Source organism: Rathayibacter sp. Leaf185 (assembly GCF_001423885.1).
In the GTDB taxonomy this organism is placed as follows: Bacteria; Actinomycetota; Actinomycetes; order Actinomycetales; family Microbacteriaceae; genus Rathayibacter.
This window is the reverse complement of the sequence record NZ_LMPP01000001.1, coordinates 1,414,525-1,438,281: the sequence shown is the minus strand read 5'-3', so window position 1 is coordinate 1,438,281 and position 23,757 is coordinate 1,414,525. Positions and strand designations below refer to the sequence as shown.

The window sequence follows — 23,757 nt, the reverse complement described above, 5'->3', positions numbered from 1 at the left end:
TCGAGGGTGGTTTCGGTGGCGGCTGCTGCTGCTTCCCCACGATGGCGTCTCCCTTCTGTTCGTCCGGATCGGCGGAGAGATGCGTCAGGAGCAGTTGCCCCATTGACAGTTGTGCCGGCTCACGGGCATCCGATTGACGACCGCCTCATTGCACCAGGCGCATCGGGGCTTGCCTGCCGAAGTGCACGCACACGCCATGATCTTCTCCTCACGAGGATGCTCTCCGACGTCCGTATCGGAGATTGATACATCACGTCTATTAGGCCACTCCCTTGAACAAGTCGCCTACCCCCCGAAGTGGAGTGGCGCGGGACGCTGGGAACGGCGCTCTGACCTCATCGACATCGGTTCCAGGGTCCACTCCTCGGCGCAGCGGGGGCCAGGGTCCGACCAGGATTCGGAGTAGCGGTGATCCAGGCTTCGAGGACATCATGTCCATGTAACGAAGGACCGACTGCAGGTGTCGACTGCGGACGAGGCGCGCATCCGGCGCATCGAGATGAGAGGTGCACCATGGGCTTGTTCCGCCGCAGAGAGGCGCGCAGCGCGAGCGCCCCGTCGGCGATGCCGCCGCAGGACGTCCGCGAGACAGTCGCACTGAGCGACCCCGGACTCTCGGAGGACGACCCGAGACAGCTCCTGTACGCCCTCGCGGAATCGATGGGACTGTCGGTCGCCCTGTGGGCGGACGTCCCCGTCGAGACTCTCCTCGCCACGGCGTCGCGCGTCGCACCCGAGCTGACCCGATCGACACACCGGAGGCTGGGTTTCCAGCAGCTCGACTCCGATGAGGCGGTGTTCTGGGTCGCCGTGGAGGGCCTGGGCGGTTCGGCGGTCATCGTCTTCTGCGGGCCGGAGACGAACAGCTCGAACGTCACCGCATCCGTTCTGACTCCGTTCGAATCGGCCGGCCCTCCGTATCGGAGGGAGTTGATCGTCAGGGGCAGCACGGACCCGGCGCTCCGGGACCTCATCGAATCGGCCGATGTGATCCCGGTCTGGACCGAGCCTGCCTTCCACGCCGTCGGCACCGCGGAGGCGGGTCTTCCGACACTGACCGCCCCGTTGCGCCGGTCGCTGTCCTCGTGGGAGCGACTGCAGCCGGAACTGTACAAGCGCTCCTTCACGGACCAGGAGGGCGACTCGGTGGACGTCTTCGCCGGCCTGTGGAACGAGGTCCCTCTCCTCTTCACCACCGTCGGCGAGAGCGCGGACGGGATGCTCGAGCCGTTCGACTGGGTGAGCGTCGGTGCCGGTCACGACCTCCTCTGGCTGGACCCGGCAGTGACGGCGACCACCCGCCTGGCGCCGTCGAGCACTCCGGACGACGTACTCGACGCCGGGCAGCGCTTCGTCGACTCCCTCACCCACGCCTACCGCGACCGAGTCACCGGCCTCCAGGACGATCGGGATGCCGCGTCGACGGACAGCTCGCTCTGGGACGTCCTCGAGACGCGGCCGAGCGCCGATGCCGCCCCGTCGCGGTCGGTGGACCGAGCCGATGCCGGCCGCTTCCACCACACCGAGCGGATCCGCGAGAACCTGCCCGACGGCGGCTCCGTCTTCGACGTCCTCGACCGGCTCGCGCATCAGCTGCGCGAGCAGCGCGGCAACGGATTCGAGCACTCGTGGCGCTCCGCATCAGACGCGCCGATGCTCCCGAGCACGACGACGGCGTCCTCGGCGGTACTCCACGAGGAGTCCGGCCGCTTCCTCGCGATCGGTCACCCCACGCACGAGAACTGGGGATCGCCGCCCGCCCACGATCTCGGCGCCATCGACGGTCGGAACGCCTTCTCCTTCGCCGAGGCCGGACACCCCGGCGGACTGTTCCACCCCGTGCCGCGCCTCTACGCGGGGTCGTTCCGGACGGGCGCGATGACGGTCGTCGACGCGACCATCGACGCCGGCTCCGTCGACTACCACGCTGCCAGCGAGACGGCAGCGGTCCTCGCCTTCCTGGGCTCCAGCACCGGCGCGGTGTACCTGTACGACAGGACGGGCTCACGCCGCCTGCTCACCGTGGTGCACGAGTACTCGGGCGCCGATCCTCTCCGCTTCAGCGGTGACGGGCGCTGGCTGCTGGTCACGAGCACCCGCCAGACGCGACTCATCGAGGTCGCGACGGGACGACTGCTGACGGTGGACGTCGGGAACGCCGGCTGGTGGCCCGGCACGACGTCGACCCTGCTCACCGTGGAGCACACGGACGGCCTCGCCGTGCCGCGCCTGTACGACGTGAACACCGGAGAGCACGTCCGCGACTTCCCAGCGCTGACTCCGGACACGATCGTGAACCCCGAATTCCCGTTCTTCTGGCACCCCGCCGCCTCCCCGGACGGCTCCGAGATGCTCACGCTCAGTCCGGCGGGCGTCGACTCCGCGCATCAGCACGCGCACGGCAGCGGCGATCGCCTGTTCGTGACAGAGCTGGCCACCGGAGTGACGCGGCTGGTCCACGGAGTGTTCGCCGACGACGACCGCCTGCTCGAGCGCGACGTCCGAGAGGCGCGCTGGTCGGAGCAACCGTGGTCGGCCCTGGAGCCGACGGCCGAGGTGTCCTCGAGGATGCAGGAGCCGGTGACCGAGCACGAGTACCTCGCTCCCGGACGGTGGGGTGCCGAGAACGAGCAGTTCGTCGTCGCGCTGCTGAACCAGGCGATCGCCGTCACACAGTCGGGGGGCGACCCATCGCCGCTGGTGCCCGACATCCTGGCCTCTCTCCGGGCCGCGGGGGAGGACGACACCGTCTGGGCGAATCAGGCCGAATGGCTGACCGGACTCAGCGCCGCGACCGCAGCCGCGATCGTCGCCGGGTCGATCCGCGGCCGGGCGGCACTGGCGTGGCGACGGATCGGGAGCGCTGTCGGCTTCTGCGTCGACCGTCGACCTGACCGCATCGACTCCGTATCGGCGGTGTGGACCGGGTGATCCGCGAGTTCGACGATCACCCTGCGGGAGCTCGGCGCACACGGCCGTGAGTGCGCCGCCACTGCGCACGACGCGCGTCGGGTGGTCCGCGGATAGCATCGGGGGATGGCGACTAACCGCAATGATGTCGAGTGCTGGCTGACCGACATGGACGGCGTGCTGGTGCACGAGAACAAGGCGCTCCCCGGGGCGCCCGAGCTGATCCAGGAGTGGACGGACGCCGGAGTCCCGTTCCTGGTGCTCACCAACAACTCCATCTTCACTCCGCGCGATCTCGCGGCGCGGCTGCGGGCCTCGGGCCTGCACGTGCCCGAGGAGCGCATCTGGACGAGTGCGCTCGCGACGGCCGACTTCTGCGCGTCGCAGATCCCCGGAGGCAGCGCCTTCGTCATCGGCGAGGCCGGTATCACGACGGCCCTCCACGAGGCGGGCTTCATCATGACCGAGACGGCGCCCGACTACGTCGTCGTCGGCGAGACCCGCAACTACAGCTTCGAGGCGATCACGAAGGCGATCCGCCTGATCATCGACGGCGCCCGGTTCATCGTCACCAACCCGGATGCGACCGGCCCGAGTGCCGAGGGCGTGATGCCCGCGACCGGCGCGATCGCGGCGCTGATCACCAAGGCGACCGGCAAGGATCCGTACGTCGTCGGCAAGCCGAACCCGATGATGTTCCGCTCGGCGATGAACAAGATCGGCGCGCACAGTGAGAACACCGGCATGATCGGCGACCGGATGGACACCGACATCATCGCGGGCATCGAGGCCGGGCTGCACACGGTCCTCGTGATGACCGGCATCAGCGACAACGCCGAGATGGAGCGCTACCCGTTCCGCCCCGACGAGGTGCTGAGCGGCGTGCACGAGCTCCTGTCCGCGGAGCCGCTCGAGTCCGAGTTCCCGCCCGACGCCGTCGTCTGAACCGGCCCTGTCTCCGTCGCCCGCACCCGCAGCGCGGACGGCGGTCCGGAGGACGCTGTGTGCGCCCGATACGCCCCTGCGGGGCAACTCGACCAGCGGGCGGGCGGGTCCGCTGTTCGCTCGACGTGGAGGCTGGTGAGGCTGCGGGCTCAGAAGCGGACGTGCTGCAGGATCCAGGCGTGCATGGTGACGGCGGCGGCGGCCGAGGCGTTGATCGAGCGGGTCGAGCCGAACTGCGAGATCTCGAGGATCGCGGCGGACGCGGCGAGCGCCTCCGGAGACAGCCCCGGCCCCTCCTGCCCGAACAGCAGCACGCAGCGCTCCGGCAGGGCGTAGGTCTCGAGGGGCGCGCACCCGGGGACGTTGTCGATCGCGATCACCGGGACCGCCGCCGCCGCCGCCCACTGCGCGAGATCGGCGACCGTCTCGTGGTGCTGCACGTGCTGGTACCGGTCGGTGACCATCGCTCCGCGCTTGTTCCAGCGGCGGCGGCCGACGATGTGCACGCTCTCGGCCCCGAACGCGTTCGCGCTGCGGACGATCGAGCCGATGTTCATGTCGTGCTGCCAGTTCTCGATGGCCACGTGGAACGGGTGCCGCGTGCGGTCGAGCTCGGCGACGATGGCGTCCATCCGCCAGTAGCGGAAGCGGTCGACGACGTTGCGGGAGTCGCCGTTCGCGAGCAGCTCGGGGTCGAGCCGGTCGTCGTCGGGCGGCTCGCCCCGCCAGGGTCCTACTCCGTGGGTGGTGGCCTCGACCGAGGCGGTGGGGCCGGGAGCGTCGGTCGTCGCGTTGTCCTCGTCCACGATCGGCAACCCTACAAGCCGCGTCAGGCGGAGGGGGTCCCGTCGAGGGTGCCGATCAGCTCGCCGCCGCCTGCACGGTCGACGAAGCAGTAGTAGCTGCGCTCACCCGCGTCCCACTGCTCCTGCGTGACCGGGAACGCGCCCGACACCTGGACGTCGCCGTAGGCCTCGGCACCCGTCACGTCGACGACTCCCTCGGCCTGGCAGATCGAGGCGACCGCGACGGCGAGCGCCTCCTGACCGGGGAACGTCGCATCGGTCAGCCGGCCGGTGTCGACCATCTCGGCGGTGTGCGCGGTGGCGCAGTCGACGACGGTGAACTCCTCGGCCCAGACCGAGTCGAAGGGCTGCAGGCACTCGCCGCCGAGGAGGGTGCTCCAGGCCCAGACGCCCGCCGGGAGCGGGCCCACGGTCGGGATCTCGGCGGTCGGAGCGACGGACGGGGCGGCCGATGCGGAGGCGGGATCGGTCGCGGCGGGCGCGGGGGCCGCGGCACCGTCGGTGCGCGCTCCGGCCGAGCCGATCGCGATGCCGAGCGCGACGAGGGCGGCGAGCACGATGACGACGCCCAGAGCGATCAGACCGATCAGCAGCCGGCGACGGCTCTCCGGGCGCTCGAGGAGCCGCCGCGAGGCGCTCGTCGCGGTGGCGACACGTGCGGGGCGAGGCTCTCTCGGTGCGCGCGGCTCCTTCGCAGCGCGCGGCTCTCTCGGGGTCCGCGGCTCCTTCGGGGCCTTCGGCTCCTTCGGGGCGAGCGGCTCGCGCGGGGTGCGCGCCTTCTCGGTGCGCGGCTGCCGGGATCGCGGCTCCTGCGCCCCGGTCGGCGTCGCATTGACGTGCGCCGCCGCGGCCGCTGTGCGGAAGGGTGTGGCGGCGCCCGTCGGAGCGTCGTCGCCCACCGGCTCCGCGCGATCGGGCTCACCCGAGTCGGTGGCGGTCTCGTCGGCGGTCGGCTCGAGATTCCAGGCGTAGACGCCGGCGGTCTCGCGCCACAGCTCCTCGTCGCCCCCGTCGTCGTCGGGCTCCTCGCGCGGAGCGACGACCTCCTCCCAGACCGGAGGCGCGTCCCAGCCGCCCCGGGGATCGGGCCAGTGGTACACGGTGTCGGAGGCTACGGCCTCCACCTCGGCCGGATCGCGCGGCGCAGGCGGCGTGGCTCCCTCGGGGCGGTCGTCGCGGCGGTGCGCCTCGGCGCGGAGCCTCGGGGGCGCCGTCGGCAGATCGACCGGCGGTTCGGCGGTCGGCAGCGGAGCGGGCGTCGTGGCCGGAGAGGCGTCGACAGGAGGGGTGGCTGCAGGAGCCTGCGGCGTACGGCGCGACTCGTCGGGAGCGGACGGCGGTGCTGCGGGCGCCGGCTCGTCAGGAGCGACGGCAGGGGTCTCCTCGGCGCGCGGGGTCGGCGACTGCACGGTCGGCTCCGGTGCGGATGGTGCCGCCGAAACCGGCTCGGGAGCGGACGACTCCGGTGCGGACTGCTCGGCGGGAGCCGCGGCGCCGGCCGGGCCCGCCTGCGACTCGGTGGCGTCCTCGGCCGAAGTCGACGCCGGCTCCTGCGACTCGGTCGCCTGCGCCACCGACTCGCCCTCAGCGGCGCTCGACGGCGCCTCCTCCGCAGCAGTGTCCGCGTCCGGTCCGGTCTGCGCGGAATCGACGCGCAACGGCTCGGCCGGCCAGACGGCGGAGGCGACGGGCCTGGATCCGGACGGGGCGGGCGGCTCGTCGTCGGTCGCGGCGTCGCGCTCGCCGGACTCGACGTCGCTGCGCACGGGTGCGTCGGTCTCCGGTGCCGCGTCGACGGCAGTCGGCTCCTCGCCGGCAGGCGCGACAGGCTGGGCCGGACGCCTCCGCGGGGCGTCGAAGATGCTCTTGAGCCGGCCGTCGCTGAGCTGCTGCAGGAGCCAGTCGCTCCCGGCGCCCGGGCGCGCCGGGTCCTGCGGGCGATCCGCTCCCCCGGGCTCGTCGCCGTCGCGACCGCGCTCGTCGACCATCAGCTCAGGCCGAGGTCGGCCAGCCCGATCGCGGCGAAGTAGGGGTACCCGGCGGCCTCGATGATCTCTCGGGCCCCGGTGGCGCGGTCGACGACGACCGCGACTCCGGCGATCTCAGCACCGACCTTCACCAGCGCCTCGATGGCGGCGAGCGGCGAGCCGCCGGTGGTGGAGGTGTCCTCGACGACGACGACGCGCTTGCCCGCGAGGTCGGGGCCCTCGACCTGGCGACCGCGGCCGTGGTCCTTCGGCTGCTTGCGCACGACGAACGCGTCGTAGGAGAGGCCGCGTGCGACGCCCTGGTGCAGGATCGCGGAGGCGATCGGATCGGCTCCCATGGTGAGACCGCCGACGGCGTCGACCCGCTCGATCGGCGCGATGAGGTCGAGCATGACCTGGCCGATCAGCGGTGCGACCCGGTGGTCGAGGCTCACGCGTCGCAGGTCGACGTAGTAGCTCGCCTTCTTGCCGCTCGTCAGGGTGAAGTCCCCGTGGAAGACGGCGTCGGAGCCGATGTACTCGATGAGCTTCTGGCGTGCGTCGTTCACGCCCCTACTCTAGGGCGCGTTCCCTCCGCCGCCCGGGAGCGCAGCCGTTGCGGCCTCTGCGCCGCCCGGAAGGCCCGCTGGTGCGGCCGCACTGCCCGCCTCCTCGCCTCCGCCGCGGAACTGCGTCATGTAGAGGTCGTAGTAGGCGCCTCGGCGTTCGAGGAGGGCCTCGTGTGCACCCTGCTCGACGATGCGGCCCGACTCCATCACGAGGATCGTGTCGGCATCGCGGATCGTCGAGAGACGGTGCGCGATGACGAACGACGTCCGGTCGGTGCGCAGCGCGTTCATCGCGTGCTGCACGAGCAGCTCGGTGCGGGTGTCGACCGAGGAGGTCGCCTCGTCGAGGATCAGCAGCGAGGGGTTGGCGAGGAACGCGCGCGCGATCGTGATGAGCTGGCGCTCTCCGGCCGAGACGCTGCCGCCCTCGGCGTCGAGCACCGTGTCGTAGCCCTCGGGCAGCTGCTGCACGAAGCGGTCGACCATCGTGGCGCGCGCGGCGTCGGCGATCTCGTCGTCGGTCGCATCGAGGCGGCCGTAGCGGATGTTCTCGCGGATCGTGCCCTGGAAGAGCCAGGCGTCCTGCAGCACCATGCCCACGCGGGAGCGCAGATCGCCGCGGGCGAGCTCGGTGATGTCGACGCCGTCGAGGAGGATGCGTCCGCCGGTGAGCTCGTAGAAGCGCATCACCAGATTCACCAGCGTGGTCTTGCCGGCGCCGGTCGGGCCGACGATCGCCACGGTCTGGCCGGGCTGCGCCGAGAACGAGAGGCCCTCGATGAGGGGCTGCTCGGGGTCGTACGAGAACGAGACGTCCTGGAACTCGACGTGGCCGTCGGTGCGCTCGGGGAGCGACGCGGTGGCGGTCTCGGGGTCCTGCTCGTCGGCGTCGAGCAGCTCGAAGGTGCGCTCGGCCGAGGCCACGCCCGACTGCAGCATGTTGGCCATGCTCGCGAGCTGGGTGACGGGCTGCGTGAACTCGCGCGAGTACTGGATGAAGGCGGTCGCGTCGCCGAGGGTCAGCTGACCGGAGGCGACCCGCAGCCCGCCGACGACGGCGATCAGCACGTAGGACAGGTAGGAGACGAAGGTCATCGCGGGCATGATCATGCCCGAGACGAACTGGGCGCCGAAGGAGGCGCTGTAGAGGCTGTCGTTGCGGCGGTCGAACTCCTCGAGCATCTCGCGGTCGCGCCCGAAGGCGCGGACGATCTCGAGACCCGAGAACGTCTCCTCGATGTGGCCGTTGAGCGCCCCGGTGTTCTTCCACTGCGCCGCGAAGAGCTTCTGCGAGCGGGCGCCGATGACGCCGGCGATGATCCCCGACAGCGGGATGGAGATCAGTGCGATCAGCGCGAGCTGCCACGAGACGATGAACATCATCGCCGCGATGCCGATGATCGTCAGCACCGACTGCACGAGCTGCGAGAACGCCTGCTGGAGCGCGGTCTGGATGTTGTCGACGTCGTTGGTGACGCGCGACATCACGTCGCCGCGCTGACGGGTGTCGAAGTAGCGCAGCGGGAGCCGGTTCAGCTTGGCCTCGATGTCCTGGCGCAGGCCGTAGACGACGCGCATGACCAGCCCGTTGAGGAGGAAGCCCTGCGCCCACATCAGCACCGACGCGACGACGTACATCAGCAGCACGATGATGATGAGGCGCCCCAGCACGACGAAGTCGACGCCCTGCCCGGGGACGATGTCCGTCTTGGAGAGCATGTCCGCGAACGTGCCGTTGCCCGACGCCCGCTGCTGCTCGATGATCTGCTCGAGCGGGACCCCGGCGGGGAGCTGCGCGCCGATCACGCCGTTGAAGATGGTGTCCATCGCCTGCCCGAGGATCTTCGGGGCGATCACGGTGAGCACCACGGAGGCGGACACCAGGGCGACCACCAGGATCATCCGGGCGCGCTCGGGGCCGAGCAGGCTGAACAGCCGCTTGGCGGACGGCCAGAAGTGCTGCGCCTTGCGGGCGGGCGGGCCGTCGCCGAACATCCCGCCGTCGCCCTCGCCGGGCTCGAACTCGGGGTCGACCGGAGCCTGCTCGGCGGGCTTCTCGTCGACGGTGTCGCGTACGCGTGCCATCTCAGGCCACCCCTTCCACGCTCAGCTGGGATTCGACGATCTCGCGGTAGGTCGCGTTCGACTCGAGGAGCTCGTCGTGCGTGCCGCGGCCGACGATGCGGCCCGCGTCGAGCACGACGATGCTGTCGGCGTGCCGGATGGTCGACACCCGCTGGGCGACGATGATCACGGTCGCGTCGGTGGTGGCGTCGGCGAGGGACTCGCGCAGGCGCGCATCCGTCGCCACGTCGAGCGCCGAGAACGAGTCGTCGAAGAGGAAGACCCTGGGCCGGGCGACGAGTGCCCGCGCGATGCAGAGACGCTGCCGCTGCCCGCCCGAGACGTTGGTGCCGCCCTGCGACACCGGCTCGTCGAGTCCGCGCTCCTTGGCCCTGACGAAGTCCTCGCCCTGCGCGATGCGCAGCGCCTCCCACAGCTCGGCGTCGGTCGCGTCCGGGCGGCCGAAGCGGAGGTTGGAGGCGATGGTGCCCGAGAAGAGGTAGGGCCGCTGCGGCACGAGCCCGATCACCCGGGCGAGCTGCGCTCGGTCGAGGGAGGAGACGGGGACGCCGTCGATGGTGACCGCGCCCTGCTGCGGGTCGAACAGGCGGGGCACGAGGCCGAGGAGGGTGGTCTTGCCGGCTCCCGTCGAGCCGACGATGGCGGTCGTGCGGCCGGGCTCGGCGACCAGGTCGACGCTCGAGAGCACGGGCCGCTCGGCACCCGGGTAGCCGAAGGTCACTCCCGAGAACTCGACGCGGCCGGTGGTCGGCGCGCTCACGCCTCCGGCCGGGGTCGTCAGGCTGGTGCGGGCGTCGAGCACCTCCTTGATCCGCTCGGCGCAGACGACCGCGCGCGGGATCATCATCACCATGAAGACGCCCATCATCACCGCGGTGAGGATCTGCAGGAGGTACTGCAGGAACGCGGTCAGCGAGCCGATCTGCATCTGACCCGCGTCGACGCGCTGCCCGCCGAACCAGAGCACGGCCGCGGTGGCGAGGTGCAGGATCATCATGATCGCCGGGAACATCAGCACGAAGATGTTGCCGACCTTGATCGAGACCTCGGTGATGGCGGCGTTCGAGCGGCGGTACCGCTCGGACTCGAACGGCTCGCGGACGAACGCCCGCACGACGCGGATTCCCGTGATCTGCTCGCGCAGCACGCTGTTGATGCCGTCGATGCGGTCCTGCATGAGGCGGAACAGCGGCAGGAGCAGGAAGACCAGGACCCCGACGACGACGAAGAGCAGCGGGACCGAGACCCAGACCAGCCACGAGAGGCCCGCATCCTCGCGCAGCGCGAAGATGATGCCTCCGACGCACATGATCGGCGCGGACACCATGAAGTTGAGGGTCATCAGCACGAGCATCTGCACCTGCTGCACGTCGTTCGTGCCGCGGGTGATGAGGGTGGCCGTGCCGAAGCCGCCCACCTCGAGCCCGCTCAGCGAGTCGACGCGGCGGTAGACGTCGCGGCGCAGGTCGCGGCCGACGGCCATCGCGGTGCGGGCGCCGAAGTAGACGCCTCCGATCGCCGTGACGACCTGGACCAGGCAGACGCCGAGCATGGTGACGCCCGTCGCCCAGATGAAGTCGGTGTCGCCCCGGCCGATGCCCTGGTCGATGATCTCGGCGTTGAGGCTCGGCAGGTAGAGCGCGGCGAGCGTCGAGACGAGCTGGAGCACGACGACCGCGACCACCCAGCGGGTGTAGGGCTTCGCGTACGACGCCGCGAGACGGAGCAGGATCATGGGGTCCTCCGGACGGGAGCGGAGCAAGGGGAGAGGCAGTGGAGGTGTGGGCAGCCGGAGGCCGGCTCGCACGGGACGATCGGACCGGGGTATGGATCGAGCACGGTTTGGACCGAGCACGGTGCGGATCGAGCGGCGCGGGATGGCGGGCCGTTCGGGGACGGCGCAAGACAACCATCGACCACCGACACGGGAAGTGCAATCCGCCGTTCGGCTGATCGTGGCCTCGGCGAACCTGTCGGTGGCGGCTCCTACACTCGCAGGATGCGCATCGCCACCTGGAACGTGAACTCCATCCGCGCCCGGACGGGGCGCGTCGTCGACTGGCTGGTGCGCGAGGACATCGACGTCCTCGCGATGCAGGAGCTCAAGTGCAAGCCCGAGCAGTTCCCGCACGAGGCCTTCGCCGCCGCCGGCTACCACGTCGAGATGGTCGGCCTCAGCCAGTGGAACGGCGTGGGCATCGCCTCCCGCCTGCCGATGGAGGACGTCGCGATCGGGTTCCCCGGCATGCCCGGCTTCGCCAAGGAGCCGCTGGAGGACGGGACGTTCCCGCTCGAGGCGCGGGCGATCGGCGCGACCGTCGACGGCGTCCGCATCTGGAGCCTCTACGTCCCGAACGGCCGCGCGGTCGGCGACCCGCACTGGTTCTACAAGCTCGAGTGGTTCGCCGCGCTCGAGGCGAGCACCCGCGAGTGGCTCGCCGCCGAGCCCGACCTGCCGCTGGCGCTCGTGGGCGACTGGAACGTCGCTCCGCTCGACAGCGACGTCGGCGACCCGACGCTCGGCCCCGGATCCACGCACGTCTCGCCCGAGGAGCGCGCGGCCTTCGCCGCCTTCGAGGGCGCCGGCCTGCACGACGTGGTGCGCCCGCTGGTGCCGGGCGGCTACACCTACTGGGACTACAAGCAGCTGCGCTTCCCGCGCAACGAGGGCCTGCGGATCGACTTCGTGCTCGGCTCGCGCGCGTTCGGCGACCTCGTGACCGGCGCCTCGATCCACCGCGAGGAGCGCAAGGGCGACGCCCCGAGCGACCACGTCCCCGTCGTCGTCGATCTCGACCTCGAGACGACGCTCGACGACGACCGGCCGATGATCTTCTGAGCATGGCGTCGTCGAAGAAGAAGCGGGCGAACGCCTCCGCGACCCCGCGCCCGGCGAGCCGGCCGGTCGTGTCGCGCGAGCACGACGAGCTCCGCACCGAGGCGTACCGCTCGGTCCGCGAGACGTTCGAGGCCGGGCGACCCCACCGCCGCCGCTGGGATCTCGTGCTCTCGATCCTCGGCTGCCTCGCGCTCGGTCTGCTCTGCGTGGTGCTCGGCTACCTCGCGGCGGTCCTCGCCGTGTTCCCGGCGCAGTGCGAGGGGCAGAACATCGCCTGCGACTTCGACCGGATCGACTGGGGCGTCTCGATCGCGCTGATCGGCCCGCCGGTCCTGACGCTGATCGCCGTGGGGGTGACGGTCGTCCGCTACCTCGTCGGCCGCCGCGTGTTCTGGATCCCGATCGTCGCGTTCGCGCTCTGCGTCGGCACGGCTTTCCTGGCGTCCTGGCTCGTCACCAGCTCGATCCCCGGCTCCGCGCTGGTCTGACGCGTCGCGCGGGGATCAGCGGGGTCAGCAGCTCGGGTCGTCGATCAGGGTCTGGTCGGTCTTGTTGATCATCGGAGTGACGCGGAGCGCCTGCTCTCCGAAGCCCGTCGACTCGCCCGCGGCGAAGTTCACCGTGACGGTGTCGGACTGCCCGGGAGCGAGCTGCACGGCGACCTTGGCCACGGGACGCCCCAGGTCGTCGGTGTTCGCGACCGGGAAGCCGATCCCGGCCGACCAGGAGCTGTCGACGACGGTCGTCCCGGGAGGCCCGTAGACGTACACGTTCGTGACGAAGTCGCCCAGCGGGATGCGTCCGCGGCCGCCGTTGGCAGCGACGTACGGCGGCAGGGTCGCCGCCACCTTCTCGGAGATGGTGTTGGTCAGCGTGACCTGCGTCGAGAAGGTCGCTCCGGAGGCGGCGCAGCGGTTCGCGCTCGACTGCGTCACCGCGGTGTCGAGGTAGTAGTCCATCTTCGAGCCGATCGACGCGTCCTGGAAGAACACCCCGGTCGTCGTCGTGTCGGAGTTGTCGGCGGGGAGGACGCCCGCGATCGGGGTCGGCGCCAGCAGGGCCTGCTCCTCGGGGTCCGTGCTGTAGGCGAGGATCCGGCTCTCGCCGACGGCCTTCACGACGGCGGGGAGCATCCTCGTGGGCTCCATGTCGCCACCGAGGATCTTGCCGAGGATCGTCGCGCTCGCCTCCGAGAAGAAGGCGTCGGTCTCAGCACCGACGGTCTCCGGCGAGTACCGGAAGTAGACCTTGTTCAGCAGGGTCGACACCGCGTTGTCGCTGGTCAGCTCGGTGCCGTCGGTCAGGGTGACCGGGCCGGTCGCGGCGAGGAGGTACGACAGGGCGACCGGGTCGATCGCCATCACTCCATCGATCTTCTGCTCGGGGAACTTCTGCGCCCAGAACTGCGTCGCGATCGAGGACGCCGTCGGGAAGTCGGGTCGGCTGGTCGAGACGTTGAAGGTCGTCGCGAGGTTGCCGCCGAAGGTGTCGAGCGCGCTCTGGTCGACCGTGACCGACTGCAGGTCGCGGAAGTCCTGGCTCGAGAGCTGCTCGCCGATCGAGATCGCGCCCCCGTCGATGTTCAGCTGCATGACCGAGGAGGCGCCGCCTCCGAGGGCCTGCGACTCGGCGAGGTTCTGGAAGAGCACGAGGTAGCTGCGCGGCCCGCCGGCGCCGAGGGCGTCGGGGAGGATCGTCGTGAGCGGCTCGACCTGGTCCATCGCCTTCGTGGCGGTCGCGAGCTGCGGGGTGAACGCGTCGAGCGCGTCGGCGACCTGCGGCACGAGGGCACCGCGGTCGATGCCGTCGATCCGGGCCTCCGCCTCGTCGACGACGCCCTTGGCGACGGTGATCTTCTCGGAGAGATCGGTGATCGCCGCGAGGTCGACCCGGCCGTCGACCGGCTTGAGCACGTCGAGCGAGGTCGAGGAGAGCGGAGTGACGATCTTGCCGGACACGTCGTCGGCGATCTCGGTCGCCGCCCGCACGGCCGAGAGGTTCGGCCCGAGCACGGGCACGATCTCCATGACCCGCCACACCGGGTCGTCGGTCTGGTCGCGCGCCTCGCCGGTGAGGGTCGCGATCTGGCCCGCTGTCGACTCGGCGCCCGCGGTGTCGAAGCCGGTCAGCTGGTCGGCGACCTGAGAGACGAGCGGGATCGCGGAGGTGAGCTTGGCGCGCACCGTCATCGCCTTGTCGTAGGTCTGGATCGCGAGGAACACCGCGACGATCGCGCCGATCACGAGGACCAGCAGGATCGTCAGCGTGATCCAGAGGCCTCGGCGTCGGCGGCGGGGGGCTCCGGAGGCGCGGCGAGAGGAGGTCGTCGTGGTGCTCATTCGAGAGAGCCTAAGCGACCCGGGCCGCGGTGGCGCGGCGCGGGCGCCGCCGCCGTCACCCCAGGAGGAGCGACACCGCGATCAGCACCGGCACGGCCGCGACGGTGGTCACCAGGGCCGTGTCGCGCGCGACGGCGATGCCCCGGTCGTACCGGGAGGCGAAGTTGAAGATGTTCTGCGCGGTCGGCAGAGCCGCCGTCACGGTGACCGCGAAGAGGTGCTCGGCGTCGAGCTGGAAGGCGAATCGGCCCAGCAGGTAGGCGGCCGCCGGCATGACCAGCGCCTTCAGCGTCGAGGCGACCACGACCTCGATCCTGGCCGGACCCGCCTCGAGCGGGCGCTGACCGCGCAGCGACATCCCGAACGCCATCAGCACCAGCGGGATGGACGCGTTGCCGATGATCGAGAACGGCTCGAGCACCGGAGCCGGCAGCTGCACCCCGGTCACCGCGACCAGCAGGCCCAGCGCGGAGGCGATGATCATCGGGTTCCGGAGCGGCTGGGTCAGGATCGAGCGCACCGACGTCCTCCCGCTGGTCGAGATGTCGAGCACGGTGAGGACCGTCGGGGCCAGCACGAGCAGCTGCAGGAGCAGGGTCGGCGCGACCCACTGCGGATCGCCGAGCACGTAGATCGCGACCGGGAGGCCGATGTTGTTGGCGTTGACGTAGGACGCGGAGGCGGTGCCGATCACCGTCTCCGGGACCGGCCTGCGGAAGAACAGCCTCGAGGCGAGCACGTAGAGCGCGGCGACGAGGGCGACCGAGCACAGCGAGACGAGGAGGAAGGAGGAGAAGAGCACCGACACGTCGGCCTTCGCGAGAACCGTGAAGAGCAGGGCCGGTGTGGTGACGAAGAAGGCGATGCGCGAGAGCACGGCGCGCCCCTCCGGAGGCACGAGGCCGAACCGCGCGATCAGGTAGCCGACCGCGATGACCACCCCGATGATCGCGAAACCGGTGAGCACTCCCTCCACGGCGTCCTCCCGATGTCCGATGCGGCCTCGACCAGCCTAGGAGCCGTTGCTCCCGCCCTCGAGCGGGCCTACCGTGGCCGCATGCCGCATCTCGATGTCCCGGGCGCCGTCCTCCACTGGGAGTCGGACGGCCACGCCTCCGCGCCCGCGCTGCTGCTCGTGCACGCGGGCATCGCCGATCTGCGGATGTGGGATCCTCTCGTCGCCGCCCTCTCCCAGGACCACCTCGTCATCCGCTACGACTCGCGGGGCTTCGGCGGGACGACGACCGAGAGCGTGGAGTTCGACGAGCGGGCCGACGCCCTCTCGGTGCTCGATCACCTGGGCGTCGAGCGCGCCACCGTGATCGGCTGCTCGCGCGGCGGCTCCCTGGTGCTCGACCTGACGATCGCGCACCCCGATCGCGTCGCGGGCCTCGTCGCGATCACGCCGGGCGTCGACGGCTTCCCCTACCCCGATCTCACGGAGGAGGAGGACCGCCGCTTCGACGAGATCGACCAGGTGCTGAAGACGGGCGACCACGACCGCGTGGCACGGATGGAGGCGGAGCTCTGGGCCTTCGGACCCGACCGGACCGCCGAGACTCTGGATCCCGCGTTCGTCGAGACGGTGCGCGAGCTCGCCGCGGGCAGCACGGGGCACGAGCACGAGAAGCCGACGCGGATCGCCCTCGATCCACCGGCCTACGACCGCGTCGTCGACATCGCGGTGCCGACCCTCGTGATGGTCGGAGCGCACGACCTGTCGGAGTCGTTCCCCGTCTACGAGTACCTCGCCACGGCGATCCCGGGGGCGGACGGCACGATCTTCCGCACGGCGGCGCACCTGCCGAGCGTCGAGCTCCCGGAGGCGTTCCTCCGTGTGCTGCGGCCGTGGCTGGCCGAGCACGGGCTCTGAGCCCGGGCCCTACGCCACGTCGGCCAGGTCGAACGCCCAGTCGGCGCAGAGCTGCAGGGGCTCGCCCTTCTCGACCACGTCGACGCGATCGAAGCCGACCTCGACGCAGAGTGCGCTGTCGGCCGCGTCGTCCGTGGGGACGAACGCGTGCACGAAGCGCGGCACGGGGAACTCCGCCGCCTCGGCGAGCAGCAGCCGCACGGAGCGGGCGGCGATGCCCCGCTCCCTCGCCTCGGGGGCGAGAGTCCAGGTGGTCTCGTAGGCCAGCACGCCACGGGAGTGGCCGTACCAGTAGCCGATGGAGCCGACGCAGAGTCCGTCGAGCACGATCGCGTAGAAGAACTCGGTCCCCTCGGCCCAACCGCGCAGGTAGCGGTCGTGCCGGAGGTCGTCTCCTGCGTCGAGACCCGGCTCCGCTGACGTGCCGCGGAGCGCGGACGCGTCCACCTGCGGCCAGGGCAGGAGGCGGAGGGTCTCGGGCTGCTGATCGATGCTGACTGTTCTGTGGTCGCTTCCGGGTTCGGGTCCCGTCACGCGCTCCGATCCTCTCTCTCAGGATGGCTCGTCGCCCGAGCCGCTCCGCCAGGTGTTCGGAGAGACCGGTCGATCGGATGGCTGCACTCGGGATGCAGCCGCGATGTCGCCCCATCCTCGTCCTGCAGTCGCGGGCCGACGAGGGCTGTCCTCGAATCTAGCCCCGGAAGGGGGGTGCGGAACTGCGAAACCCCTGGCCGCGCGATGTCGTGCGCGTTCTCGCCCGCCCGCGCGGCATCGCTCCGGTCGAACGCAAGAAAGACGCGCGCCGACGGCCATACGCTCGGAGTCGGGCCGCATCCGGTCCGTTCAACTGGGCAATACGAGCGTGAGGAGGATCACCATGTCGCAATTCGTGCAGAGCACCGTCGTCGGAGAACCCGAGGTCGTGGAGGACTCCTCCGCCTGGCTCGCCCTCACGACGGCGGCCACCGCGCTCCAGTCGCTGCAGGCGCAGGACGGCTCGCTGGCCGATCCCGAGCGGCTCCCGGAGGCGCGCGCCGAGATCGAGCGCCTCGTCGCGGCCGTCGAGGCGCTCGCTCCCGCCTTCCCCCACGACTCCGCCTACCTCGCCGCCCTCGTCGTCGACCTCGAGCGCTGGAGCCGCGACGGCCTCGGCGTCCCCGACTTCCTCGACTCGCTGCAGGCCTTCCAGCCCCAGCTCGACCGGGTCGACGGTCGACGGCACCTCGTCGTCTTCCCGATGTACACGCAGAACGGCAGCCGCGACCGGCACGTCGAGGCCGTCCTCGTCGAGGTCGTCTGGCCGCGGTTCGTCGCCGAGCTCGAGGCCGGTGACTACTCGAACGCGATGTTCGTGCCGGTGCGCTTCGTCGACTTCACCGCGGGCTACGACACCGACAGCGCCGTGCTCTTCCCCGAGACGGTCGCGATGCGCGCGATCCCCTCGTTCACCTGGGGCGCGATCTTCGCCGACCGCGAGGCCGCGAGGTTCCGCCGCGTCGTCACGGCGGCCGCGGGCATCACGCGGCTCGAGCTGCCGGAGGACGCCCAGCGCCTCCTCGCCGACCAGCGCCTCGCCGAGGAGTCGTTCGTGATGTGGGACCTGATCCACGACCGCACCCACATGCGCGGCGACCTGCCGTTCGATCCGTTCATGATCAAGCAGCGGATGCCGTTCTTCCTCTACTCGCTCGAGGAGCTGCGCTGCGACCTGACGGCGTTCCGCGAGGCCGTGGCGATCGAGCGGAGGCTCGCGCTGGTCGAGGGGCGGACCGATGAGGAGGAGGCGCTCGCCGAGCGCTCGCGCTTCGTGCAGTACGCGATCCTGTTCGACCGCCTCTTCCGGTTCCCGATGACCGGCTCGCGGGTCCGCAACTACGACGGTCTCGGCGGGCAGCTGCTCTTCGCGTGGCTGCACCAGCACCGGGTGCTGCACTGGACCGACACCCGGCTCGCCTTCGAGTGGGACGGGGTGGCCGACGTGGTCGTGGCCCTCTCGGACGCGATCGACGAGCTGTACTGGCGCTCGATCGACCGCCCGAAGACGGCGCACTGGCTGGCGGCCCACGCGCTGATCGCCTCGGTCCTGACCCCGCACCCCGCCTCGGCGTGGGCGCGCGGTCTGCCCGAGGAGGTGCTGCTCGGTCCGCCGCGCGGGCTGACCGACGCGGTGCTCGACGACGAGTTCCCCCTCTCGATGTTCTACGAGGCGCTCGGCAGGAAGATGACCGATGTGATCGCGTCGACGGCAGGGATCACGGGCCGCGGCTGAGGCGGGCGGCGACCGGTTTCGAACCGCGTCCCGCCGGCCTGCTGGTCGAGCAGGCCGGCTGGGGCGGACGCGGAGCGCGGACGGTCCGGGCGCCACTCGCTCGCCGAAGGGCGTCGGATAGCGTGGACGGCATGTCCCGTGAAGCCGTCGTCGACCCGTTCGCCGCAGGCTGGGCGCGGAGACCGCCGGTGCGCGCGAACCACGTGCGCGACACGATAGGCGCGGTCGTCCTGCTCGTGGCGACCCTCGCCTCCGTCGCCCTGTACACCTCGGCCGGCTTCCCGGACGCCGCCCACCCCCTGGTCAGCGGGGTGTGGGCCGTCGCCATGACGCTGCCGCTCGCACTGCGGAGGCGGTTCCCGGCGACGGTCGCGATCCTCCTGGCGGTCGTCTACACGCTGGGCCTCGTGCTGCAGGTGCCGGAGTCGCTGTTCAACCAGATCTGCCTGTTCCTCGCGATCTACACCGTGGGCGCCTGGGGGCGCGATCGCCGCGTGGCGCTCGCCGTGCGGATCCTCATCGCCGTGGCGATGCTCGGCTGGCTCGTCACCTCGCTCGTCACCGGCGACTGGATGGGGCGCGCGGTCCCGTCCACCGACTCGACGGGCGTGCTCTCGCCCTACGTCGCCGAGTCGGCGCTGGTGCTGCTGGTCAACCTGCTCTACTTCGGCAGCGCCTCCGTGTTCGGCGAGGCGTCGTGGCAGTCGGCGCGCCGTCTCGAGGCGCTGGAGGCGCGCACCGCCGAGCTCGACGACGAGCGCGAGCGCTCCTCGCGGCAGGCGGTCACCTCGGAGCGGCTGCGGATCGCCCGCGAGCTGCACGACGTCGTCGCCCACCACGTCAGTGTGATGGGCGTGCAGGCCGGCGCGGCCCGCCGCGTGCTGGCGCGCGACCCCGAGAAGGCGGCCCGCGCCCTCAGCGCGATCGAGAACGACGCGCGCTCGGCCATCGAGGAGCTGCACCGCATCCTCGTCGCCCTGCGCGGCGAGGAGGTCACCGCCCACTCGCCGACCGACTCCGCCTCGACGAGGGGAGTCGCGCAGCTCGGGGAGCTCGTCGCCGCCTCGACCGGATCGGGACTGCCGACCGTGTTCAGGGAGACGGGCGAGGCCCGGGAGATCCCCGCGACGGTGGCTCTCAGCCTCTACCGCATCGCGCAGGAGTCGCTGACGAACGTGCGCAAGCACGCGGGGTCGGGAGCGCACGCCGAGGTCCGCCTCCGCTACCTCGCCGACGCGGTCGAGCTCGAGATCGCCGATGACGGAGGCACGGGACCGCATCCGACCGCCCCCGCCTCGTGCGGACTCGGGCAGACCGGGATGCGCGAGCGGGCCGCGGCCGTGGGCGGCTGGGTCGAGACCGGCCCGCACCCCGGCGGCTACCTCGTCCACGCGCACGTTCCGCTGACCCCCGTCCGCGGCAGCGGCGAGCACGACGGGACCGAGGCGGTAGCGTCGTCCGGGGTGTCGAGGGGACGCCCGGATCGAGCGAGCGGGGGCCGCGCATGACCGACGACATCCGTGTCCTGCTCGTGGACGACCAGGAGCTCGTCCGCGCCGGCTTCCGGATCATCCTCGAGTCGGAGCCGGGCATCGTCATCGTCGGCGAGGCGCGCACCGGCCGCGAGGCGGTCGAGCGGGCCGCGGAGCTGTGCCCCGACGTCATCTGCATGGACGTCCAGATGCCGGGGATGGACGGGCTCGCCGCGACCCGCGAGATCGTGCAGGATCCGCGACTGTGCTCGAGCGTGCTGATCCTGACCACCTTCGATCGCGACGACTACCTCTTCGACGCGCTCTCGGCCGGAGCGAGCGGGTTCCTGCTCAAGAACGCGTCGCCGGAGGATCTGGTCGAGGCCGTCCAGGTCGTCGCACGCGGCGACGCGATGCTGGCGCCCGACGTGACGCGCCGCGTCCTCGAGCGCTTCGCCACCGATCCGGCGCGGCAGATCCCCGATCACCCTGGCATCTCCGAGCTCACCGACCGCGAGCGCGAAGTGCTGGCGCATCTGGCGCGCGGCTGGTCGAACGCCGAGATCGCCTCGCAGCTGTACGTCGGCGAGGCGACCGTGAAGACGCACGTGTCGAAGATCCTGATGAAGCTGCGGGTCCGCGACCGCATCCAGGCGGTCGTCTTCGCCTACGAGCACGGGATCGCGGTGCCGGGGCGCTCGTAGGGCCCCCATGGACCGATCCTGCAGCGTGCGCGGATCCTGCAGCAGGAGAACGGCCGAGGCTCAGCGCCGGGGCGCCTGGGCGCGCGGCGGGACGCGGCGGACGAACTCCATCCGGATCTCGGGGACGATCTTCCGGTCGAGCACGACGGTCATGTAGCGGCCGTCGACCCGGGCGCCGATGGCCACCACGTCGGGATCGGTGTCGACGCGGTAGCCGCGCAGCGCCTCCCCGTCGACGACGACCGGGACGCCACGCACGACGTCCTCGTCGCGCAGGGCGGCGGCCACCACGGGCATGCCGCCGCGGCGGGTGCGCACGCGGCCCGGGAAGGTGTTGCGGAGCACATCGCCCATGTGCGCCGCGAGACGCGACTCGAGCGGGCGGCTGCGCTCGGCGGGGATCGGCACGGAGGTGCGCACCGCCTCCCACAGCACCGGGTACCGCATCCGGGTCACCTGGTCGACCATCCATGGCGGGAGGCTGTCGTTCTCGGCGCGCTCGATCGCGCGCTTCTGCTCGGGCGTCAGCGGCACCTGGTTGACGGGGTCGGCGCGATTGCGCGGATTCTTGAAGAACGAGTACGACAGGGAGATCTCGACGAACCGCCCCAGCGCCATGGTCTGAGCCGCCGCGAACTCCTCGAGTCGCGGCTGCGGGGCGAACGCGAGGACGGGGTCGCCGAAGCGAGCCGCGATCTCGTCCACCCCGGGAGGAGCGGGCACGTCGCGTACGGCCCCCGAAGTGTCCATGCGCATAGGACAAGAGTGGCCTGCCGCCCAGCCGATACCAACTTCTTGACGGGATCCGGCTTTCGAGTCGTGCGACGTTCACGCAGTGGAAACACGACAGCGACCGTGCGGCACGCGCCAGGAGAGCGCTCGGCGACGGGCTGCGAAGATGGGGGGATGAGCACTCTGCACGATCCGGACCTCCGCGGTTTCGCCTCCGACAACTACTCCGGCGTGCACGAGGAGGTGCTCGCCGCGATCGCGGCCGCGAACGGCGCGCACCAGATCGCCTACGGCGAGGACGTCTACACCGAGCGCCTGCAGGAGGCGTTCCGCCGCGAGTTCGGCGAGCAGGCGCAGGCGTTCCCCGTCTTCAACGGCACCGGCGCCAACGTGATCGGGCTGCAGTCGATGCTGCCCCGCTGGGGCGCCGTGGTGGCGGCCTCGACCGCTCACATCAACTCCGACGAGGGAGGCGCCCCCGAGAAGGTCGGCGGGATCAAGATCCTCACCGTCGACACGACCGACGGGAAGCTCACTCCGGCGCTCGTCGACGAGCAGGCCTGGGGCTTCGGTGACGAGCACCGCGCGCAGCCGCTCGTCGTGTCGATCACGCAGTCGACCGAGCTGGGCACCGTCTACTCGCCCGAGGAGGTGCGGGCACTCGCCGACCATGCGCACGCCCACGGCATGCGGCTGCACATGGACGGCGCGCGCATCGCGAACGCGGCTGCGGCGCTCGGCGGCTCCCTCCGCGCGTTCACGACCGACGCCGGCGTCGACGTGCTCTCGTTCGGCGGGACGAAGAACGGCATGCTCCTCGGCGAGGCGATCGTGGTGCTCGACCCCGACGCCTCCAGCGGGCTGACGTTCGTCCGCAAGACCAACATGCAGCTCTCGTCCAAGATGCGCTTCATCTCAGCGCAGTTCCTCGCGATGCTCGGCGATGGCGCAGGCGAGCCGCTGTGGCTGCGCTCGGCGCGGCACGCGAACGCGATGGCGGCGCGCCTCCGCTCCCAGCTCGACGAGGCCGTGGCGGCCGGGCGGATCCGCGGGCTGACCTTCACGCAGCCGACCCACGCCAACGCGGTGTTCGCGACGCTGCCCGCGGGCGTGGCCGACCGCCTCCGCGAGGGCTACCGCTTCTACGACTGGAACCCGGCGACCGGCGAAGTGCGCTGGGTCTGCTCGTTCGACACCACCGAGGACGACATCGACGCATTCACGGCGGCGATCGAGCGCGAGCTGGCCGCATGAGGGCGCGAACCACCGCCGCCGCAGGCCTGGCCGTGCTGATCGCGCTCGCGGGCTGCACGGCGGCGGAACCGGTCGCGACCGGCACCGCGACGGCGACCTCCACCCCGACGCCGACCGCGTCGCCGTCCGAGCTCGACTGCGACGACCTCCTGCCCGTCGGCCGGGCCTCGGCGGCACTCGGGGTGCCCTCCCGCGCACTGGAGGGGACCCGCGACGTCGCCGTCCGGGGCTCGGCCGAGCTGATCCGCGAGGCCGCGCAGGAGAACGGCGGCCTGCTGACGTGCTCCTGGTACGAGGAGGACGGCGTGGCGTCGATCACCGCCTCGGCCGCCGAGGACGCGGCGGAGGCCTTCGCCGCGGCAGCCCATGCGGGGACCCGTCTCGCGGTCGACACGGAGGCCTTCAGCTCCTGCTCCGCCGACCTCTGCGACGTCGACCTGCTCGCCGGGTCGACCTGGATCACGATCGAACTGACGAACCCGCCGGCCGACGCCGATCTGACGACCCTCGCCTCCGAGACGGCCGCGGCGAGCGTCGGGGCGGCGCTGGACGAGCCGATCACCGCCCCGGCTCCGGTCTGCGACTCGCTGCTGAGCACCGAGCAGCTGACGACGACCGCGGGTCTCGTCCAGGCGACACCCGGCTCGGGCACCGAGGGTGCGGCGCCGGCGACCGCGTCGGCCGCGGCGGCCGCCCGCGCGGGGTACGCCTCGTGCACGTGGACGGACCCGACGAGCAGCGCCTACTCGGGGCTCAGCGTCGACGTGCTGCCGAACGGCGAGGAGGGCTGGCGGAACCTGTCCCTGACCTCGGGACTCGCGATCCCGCTGGCGCCGCTCGACGGGCTCGGCGACCGGGCGCTCTCGGGCTGCGGTGGAGGCTCGTGCGAGATCGACGTGCTCGCCGACTCCGTCTGGTGGCGCGTGCAGGTCACGGGCGACGCCGCCCGGGCCGACGCGGTGGCGCGGGCGCTGATCGCGGGCTGACCCGCAG

Annotated in this window: 19 protein-coding genes; 10 read left to right on the top strand and 9 right to left on the bottom strand. The window is 71.5% G+C overall.

Annotated features, from left to right (window positions below):
* Positions 1-513 precede the first annotated feature (513 nt).
* Positions 514-2,931, top strand: a complete 2,418-nt coding sequence (locus ASG06_RS06870; RefSeq protein WP_056040130.1) for a hypothetical protein — start codon at positions 514-516, stop codon at positions 2,929-2,931.
* Between the two features lie 105 nt (positions 2,932-3,036).
* Positions 3,037-3,855 carry an HAD-IIA family hydrolase gene (locus tag ASG06_RS06865; protein WP_056040128.1) on the top strand — a complete coding sequence of 273 codons (819 nt, stop codon included), beginning with the start codon at positions 3,037-3,039 and terminating at the stop codon, positions 3,853-3,855.
* Positions 3,856-4,004: 149 nt separating this feature from the next.
* Here ASG06_RS06865 and ASG06_RS06860 read toward each other — a convergent pair whose 3' ends face one another.
* Genes ASG06_RS06860 through ASG06_RS06840 form a run of 5 tightly spaced genes read right to left on the bottom strand, consistent with a single transcriptional unit; the run spans position 4,005 to position 11,017 of the window.
* Entirely contained in the window at positions 4,005-4,661 is a 657-nt protein-coding gene (locus ASG06_RS06860; protein ID WP_056040575.1) for a TrmH family RNA methyltransferase, read from the bottom strand.
* 23 nt (positions 4,662-4,684) lie between these two features.
* Positions 4,685-6,649 (bottom strand): septum formation family protein, encoded by a 1,965-nt coding sequence (locus tag ASG06_RS06855; protein WP_056040126.1) that lies wholly within the window; start codon positions 6,647-6,649, stop codon positions 4,685-4,687.
* Positions 6,649-7,197 carry an orotate phosphoribosyltransferase gene (gene pyrE / locus ASG06_RS06850; protein ID WP_056040125.1) on the bottom strand — a complete coding sequence of 183 codons (549 nt, stop codon included), beginning with the start codon at positions 7,195-7,197 and terminating at the stop codon, positions 6,649-6,651. The genes ASG06_RS06855 and pyrE overlap by 1 nt, the downstream gene beginning before the upstream one ends.
* A gap of 9 nt (positions 7,198-7,206) precedes the next feature.
* On the bottom strand, positions 7,207-9,282 hold the full coding sequence (locus tag ASG06_RS06845; RefSeq protein WP_056040123.1) for an ABC transporter ATP-binding protein: 2,076 nt from the start codon (positions 9,280-9,282) through the stop codon (positions 7,207-7,209).
* 1 nt (position 9,283) lies between these two features.
* The gene (locus ASG06_RS06840; protein WP_056040121.1) at positions 9,284-11,017 is read right to left on the bottom strand and encodes an ABC transporter ATP-binding protein; all 1,734 of its coding nucleotides are present in this window, start codon (positions 11,015-11,017) and stop codon (positions 9,284-9,286) included.
* 264 nt (positions 11,018-11,281) lie between these two features.
* Between ASG06_RS06840 and ASG06_RS06835 the strand changes: the two genes are divergently transcribed.
* Together ASG06_RS06835 and ASG06_RS06830 are read left to right on the top strand one after the other, a co-directional pair.
* Positions 11,282-12,121: an exodeoxyribonuclease III gene (locus ASG06_RS06835; protein ID WP_056040119.1), complete on the top strand. Its 840-nt coding sequence runs from the start codon at positions 11,282-11,284 to the stop codon at positions 12,119-12,121.
* Positions 12,122-12,123: 2 nt separating this feature from the next.
* Positions 12,124-12,609, top strand: coding sequence for a DUF6264 family protein (locus ASG06_RS06830; protein WP_056040116.1), 486 nt, complete (start codon positions 12,124-12,126; stop codon positions 12,607-12,609).
* A 24-nt stretch (positions 12,610-12,633) separates the two neighbouring features.
* On the opposite strand, the gene ASG06_RS06825 is transcribed toward ASG06_RS06830, so the two are convergent.
* Both ASG06_RS06825 and ASG06_RS06820 read right to left on the bottom strand, forming a co-directional pair.
* A complete protein-coding gene (locus tag ASG06_RS06825) occupies positions 12,634-14,460 on the bottom strand; it encodes a DUF4012 domain-containing protein (protein WP_056040114.1) in 1,827 nt (608 codons plus the stop codon).
* 55 nt (positions 14,461-14,515) lie between these two features.
* A complete protein-coding gene (locus tag ASG06_RS06820; protein ID WP_056040112.1) occupies positions 14,516-15,436 on the bottom strand; it encodes an AEC family transporter in 921 nt (306 codons plus the stop codon).
* 81 nt (positions 15,437-15,517) lie between these two features.
* On the opposite strand from ASG06_RS06820, the gene ASG06_RS06815 reads away from it, so the two are divergent.
* A complete protein-coding gene (locus ASG06_RS06815; RefSeq protein WP_056040109.1) occupies positions 15,518-16,333 on the top strand; it encodes an alpha/beta fold hydrolase in 816 nt (271 codons plus the stop codon).
* A 9-nt stretch (positions 16,334-16,342) separates the two neighbouring features.
* On the opposite strand, the gene ASG06_RS06810 is transcribed toward ASG06_RS06815, so the two are convergent.
* Positions 16,343-16,867 carry a GNAT family N-acetyltransferase gene (locus tag ASG06_RS06810; RefSeq protein WP_056040107.1) on the bottom strand — a complete coding sequence of 175 codons (525 nt, stop codon included), beginning with the start codon at positions 16,865-16,867 and terminating at the stop codon, positions 16,343-16,345.
* A gap of 343 nt (positions 16,868-17,210) precedes the next feature.
* Here ASG06_RS06810 and ASG06_RS06805 point away from each other — a divergent pair, with 343 nt between their 5' ends.
* The 3 genes from ASG06_RS06805 to ASG06_RS06795 all read left to right on the top strand — a co-directional run bounded on the left by ASG06_RS06805 (position 17,211) and on the right by ASG06_RS06795 (position 20,778).
* Positions 17,211-18,602, top strand: a complete 1,392-nt coding sequence (locus ASG06_RS06805; protein WP_056040105.1) for a DUF6421 family protein — start codon at positions 17,211-17,213, stop codon at positions 18,600-18,602.
* A gap of 131 nt (positions 18,603-18,733) precedes the next feature.
* On the top strand, positions 18,734-20,110 hold the full coding sequence (locus ASG06_RS06800) for a sensor histidine kinase (RefSeq protein ID WP_082498987.1): 1,377 nt from the start codon (positions 18,734-18,736) through the stop codon (positions 20,108-20,110).
* Positions 20,107-20,778 carry a response regulator gene (locus ASG06_RS06795; RefSeq protein ID WP_056040104.1) on the top strand — a complete coding sequence of 224 codons (672 nt, stop codon included), beginning with the start codon at positions 20,107-20,109 and terminating at the stop codon, positions 20,776-20,778. The genes ASG06_RS06800 and ASG06_RS06795 overlap by 4 nt, the downstream gene beginning before the upstream one ends.
* Positions 20,779-20,838: 60 nt before the next feature.
* Here ASG06_RS06795 and ASG06_RS06790 read toward each other — a convergent pair whose 3' ends face one another.
* A complete protein-coding gene (locus ASG06_RS06790; RefSeq protein WP_156465889.1) occupies positions 20,839-21,534 on the bottom strand; it encodes a hypothetical protein in 696 nt (231 codons plus the stop codon).
* Between the two features lie 150 nt (positions 21,535-21,684).
* Between ASG06_RS06790 and ASG06_RS06785 the strand changes: the two genes are divergently transcribed.
* Positions 21,685-22,764, top strand: coding sequence for a threonine aldolase family protein (locus tag ASG06_RS06785; RefSeq protein WP_056040100.1), 1,080 nt, complete (start codon positions 21,685-21,687; stop codon positions 22,762-22,764).
* Positions 22,761-23,750, top strand: coding sequence for a hypothetical protein (locus tag ASG06_RS06780; protein WP_056040099.1), 990 nt, complete (start codon positions 22,761-22,763; stop codon positions 23,748-23,750). The genes ASG06_RS06785 and ASG06_RS06780 overlap by 4 nt, the downstream gene beginning before the upstream one ends.
* Positions 23,751-23,757: the final 7 nt, after the last annotated feature.

Bases quoted from the DNA above. Each gene is read 5' to 3' on its own strand.
- ASG06_RS06870 (WP_056040130.1), top strand. From the start codon at position 514: ATGGGCTTGTTCCGCCGCAGAGAGGCGCGCAGCGCGAGCGCCCCGTCG.
- ASG06_RS06865 (WP_056040128.1), top strand. From the start codon at position 3,037: ATGGCGACTAACCGCAATGATGTCGAGTGCTGGCTGACCGACATGGAC.
- ASG06_RS06855 (WP_056040126.1), bottom strand. From the start codon at position 6,649: ATGGTCGACGAGCGCGGTCGCGACGGCGACGAGCCCGGGGGAGCGGAT.
- ASG06_RS06845 (WP_056040123.1), bottom strand. From the start codon at position 9,282: ATGGCACGCGTACGCGACACCGTCGACGAGAAGCCCGCCGAGCAGGCT.
- ASG06_RS06840 (WP_056040121.1), bottom strand. From the start codon at position 11,017: ATGATCCTGCTCCGTCTCGCGGCGTCGTACGCGAAGCCCTACACCCGC.
- ASG06_RS06835 (WP_056040119.1), top strand. From the start codon at position 11,282: ATGCGCATCGCCACCTGGAACGTGAACTCCATCCGCGCCCGGACGGGG.
- ASG06_RS06830 (WP_056040116.1), top strand. From the start codon at position 12,124: ATGGCGTCGTCGAAGAAGAAGCGGGCGAACGCCTCCGCGACCCCGCGC.
- ASG06_RS06825 (WP_056040114.1), bottom strand. From the start codon at position 14,460: ATGAGCACCACGACGACCTCCTCTCGCCGCGCCTCCGGAGCCCCCCGC.
- ASG06_RS06815 (WP_056040109.1), top strand. From the start codon at position 15,518: ATGCCGCATCTCGATGTCCCGGGCGCCGTCCTCCACTGGGAGTCGGAC.
- ASG06_RS06805 (WP_056040105.1), top strand. From the start codon at position 17,211: ATGTCGCAATTCGTGCAGAGCACCGTCGTCGGAGAACCCGAGGTCGTG.
- ASG06_RS06800 (WP_082498987.1), top strand. From the start codon at position 18,734: ATGTCCCGTGAAGCCGTCGTCGACCCGTTCGCCGCAGGCTGGGCGCGG.
- ASG06_RS06795 (WP_056040104.1), top strand. From the start codon at position 20,107: ATGACCGACGACATCCGTGTCCTGCTCGTGGACGACCAGGAGCTCGTC.
- ASG06_RS06790 (WP_156465889.1), bottom strand. From the start codon at position 21,534: ATGCGCATGGACACTTCGGGGGCCGTACGCGACGTGCCCGCTCCTCCC.
- ASG06_RS06785 (WP_056040100.1), top strand. From the start codon at position 21,685: ATGAGCACTCTGCACGATCCGGACCTCCGCGGTTTCGCCTCCGACAAC.
- ASG06_RS06780 (WP_056040099.1), top strand. From the start codon at position 22,761: ATGAGGGCGCGAACCACCGCCGCCGCAGGCCTGGCCGTGCTGATCGCG.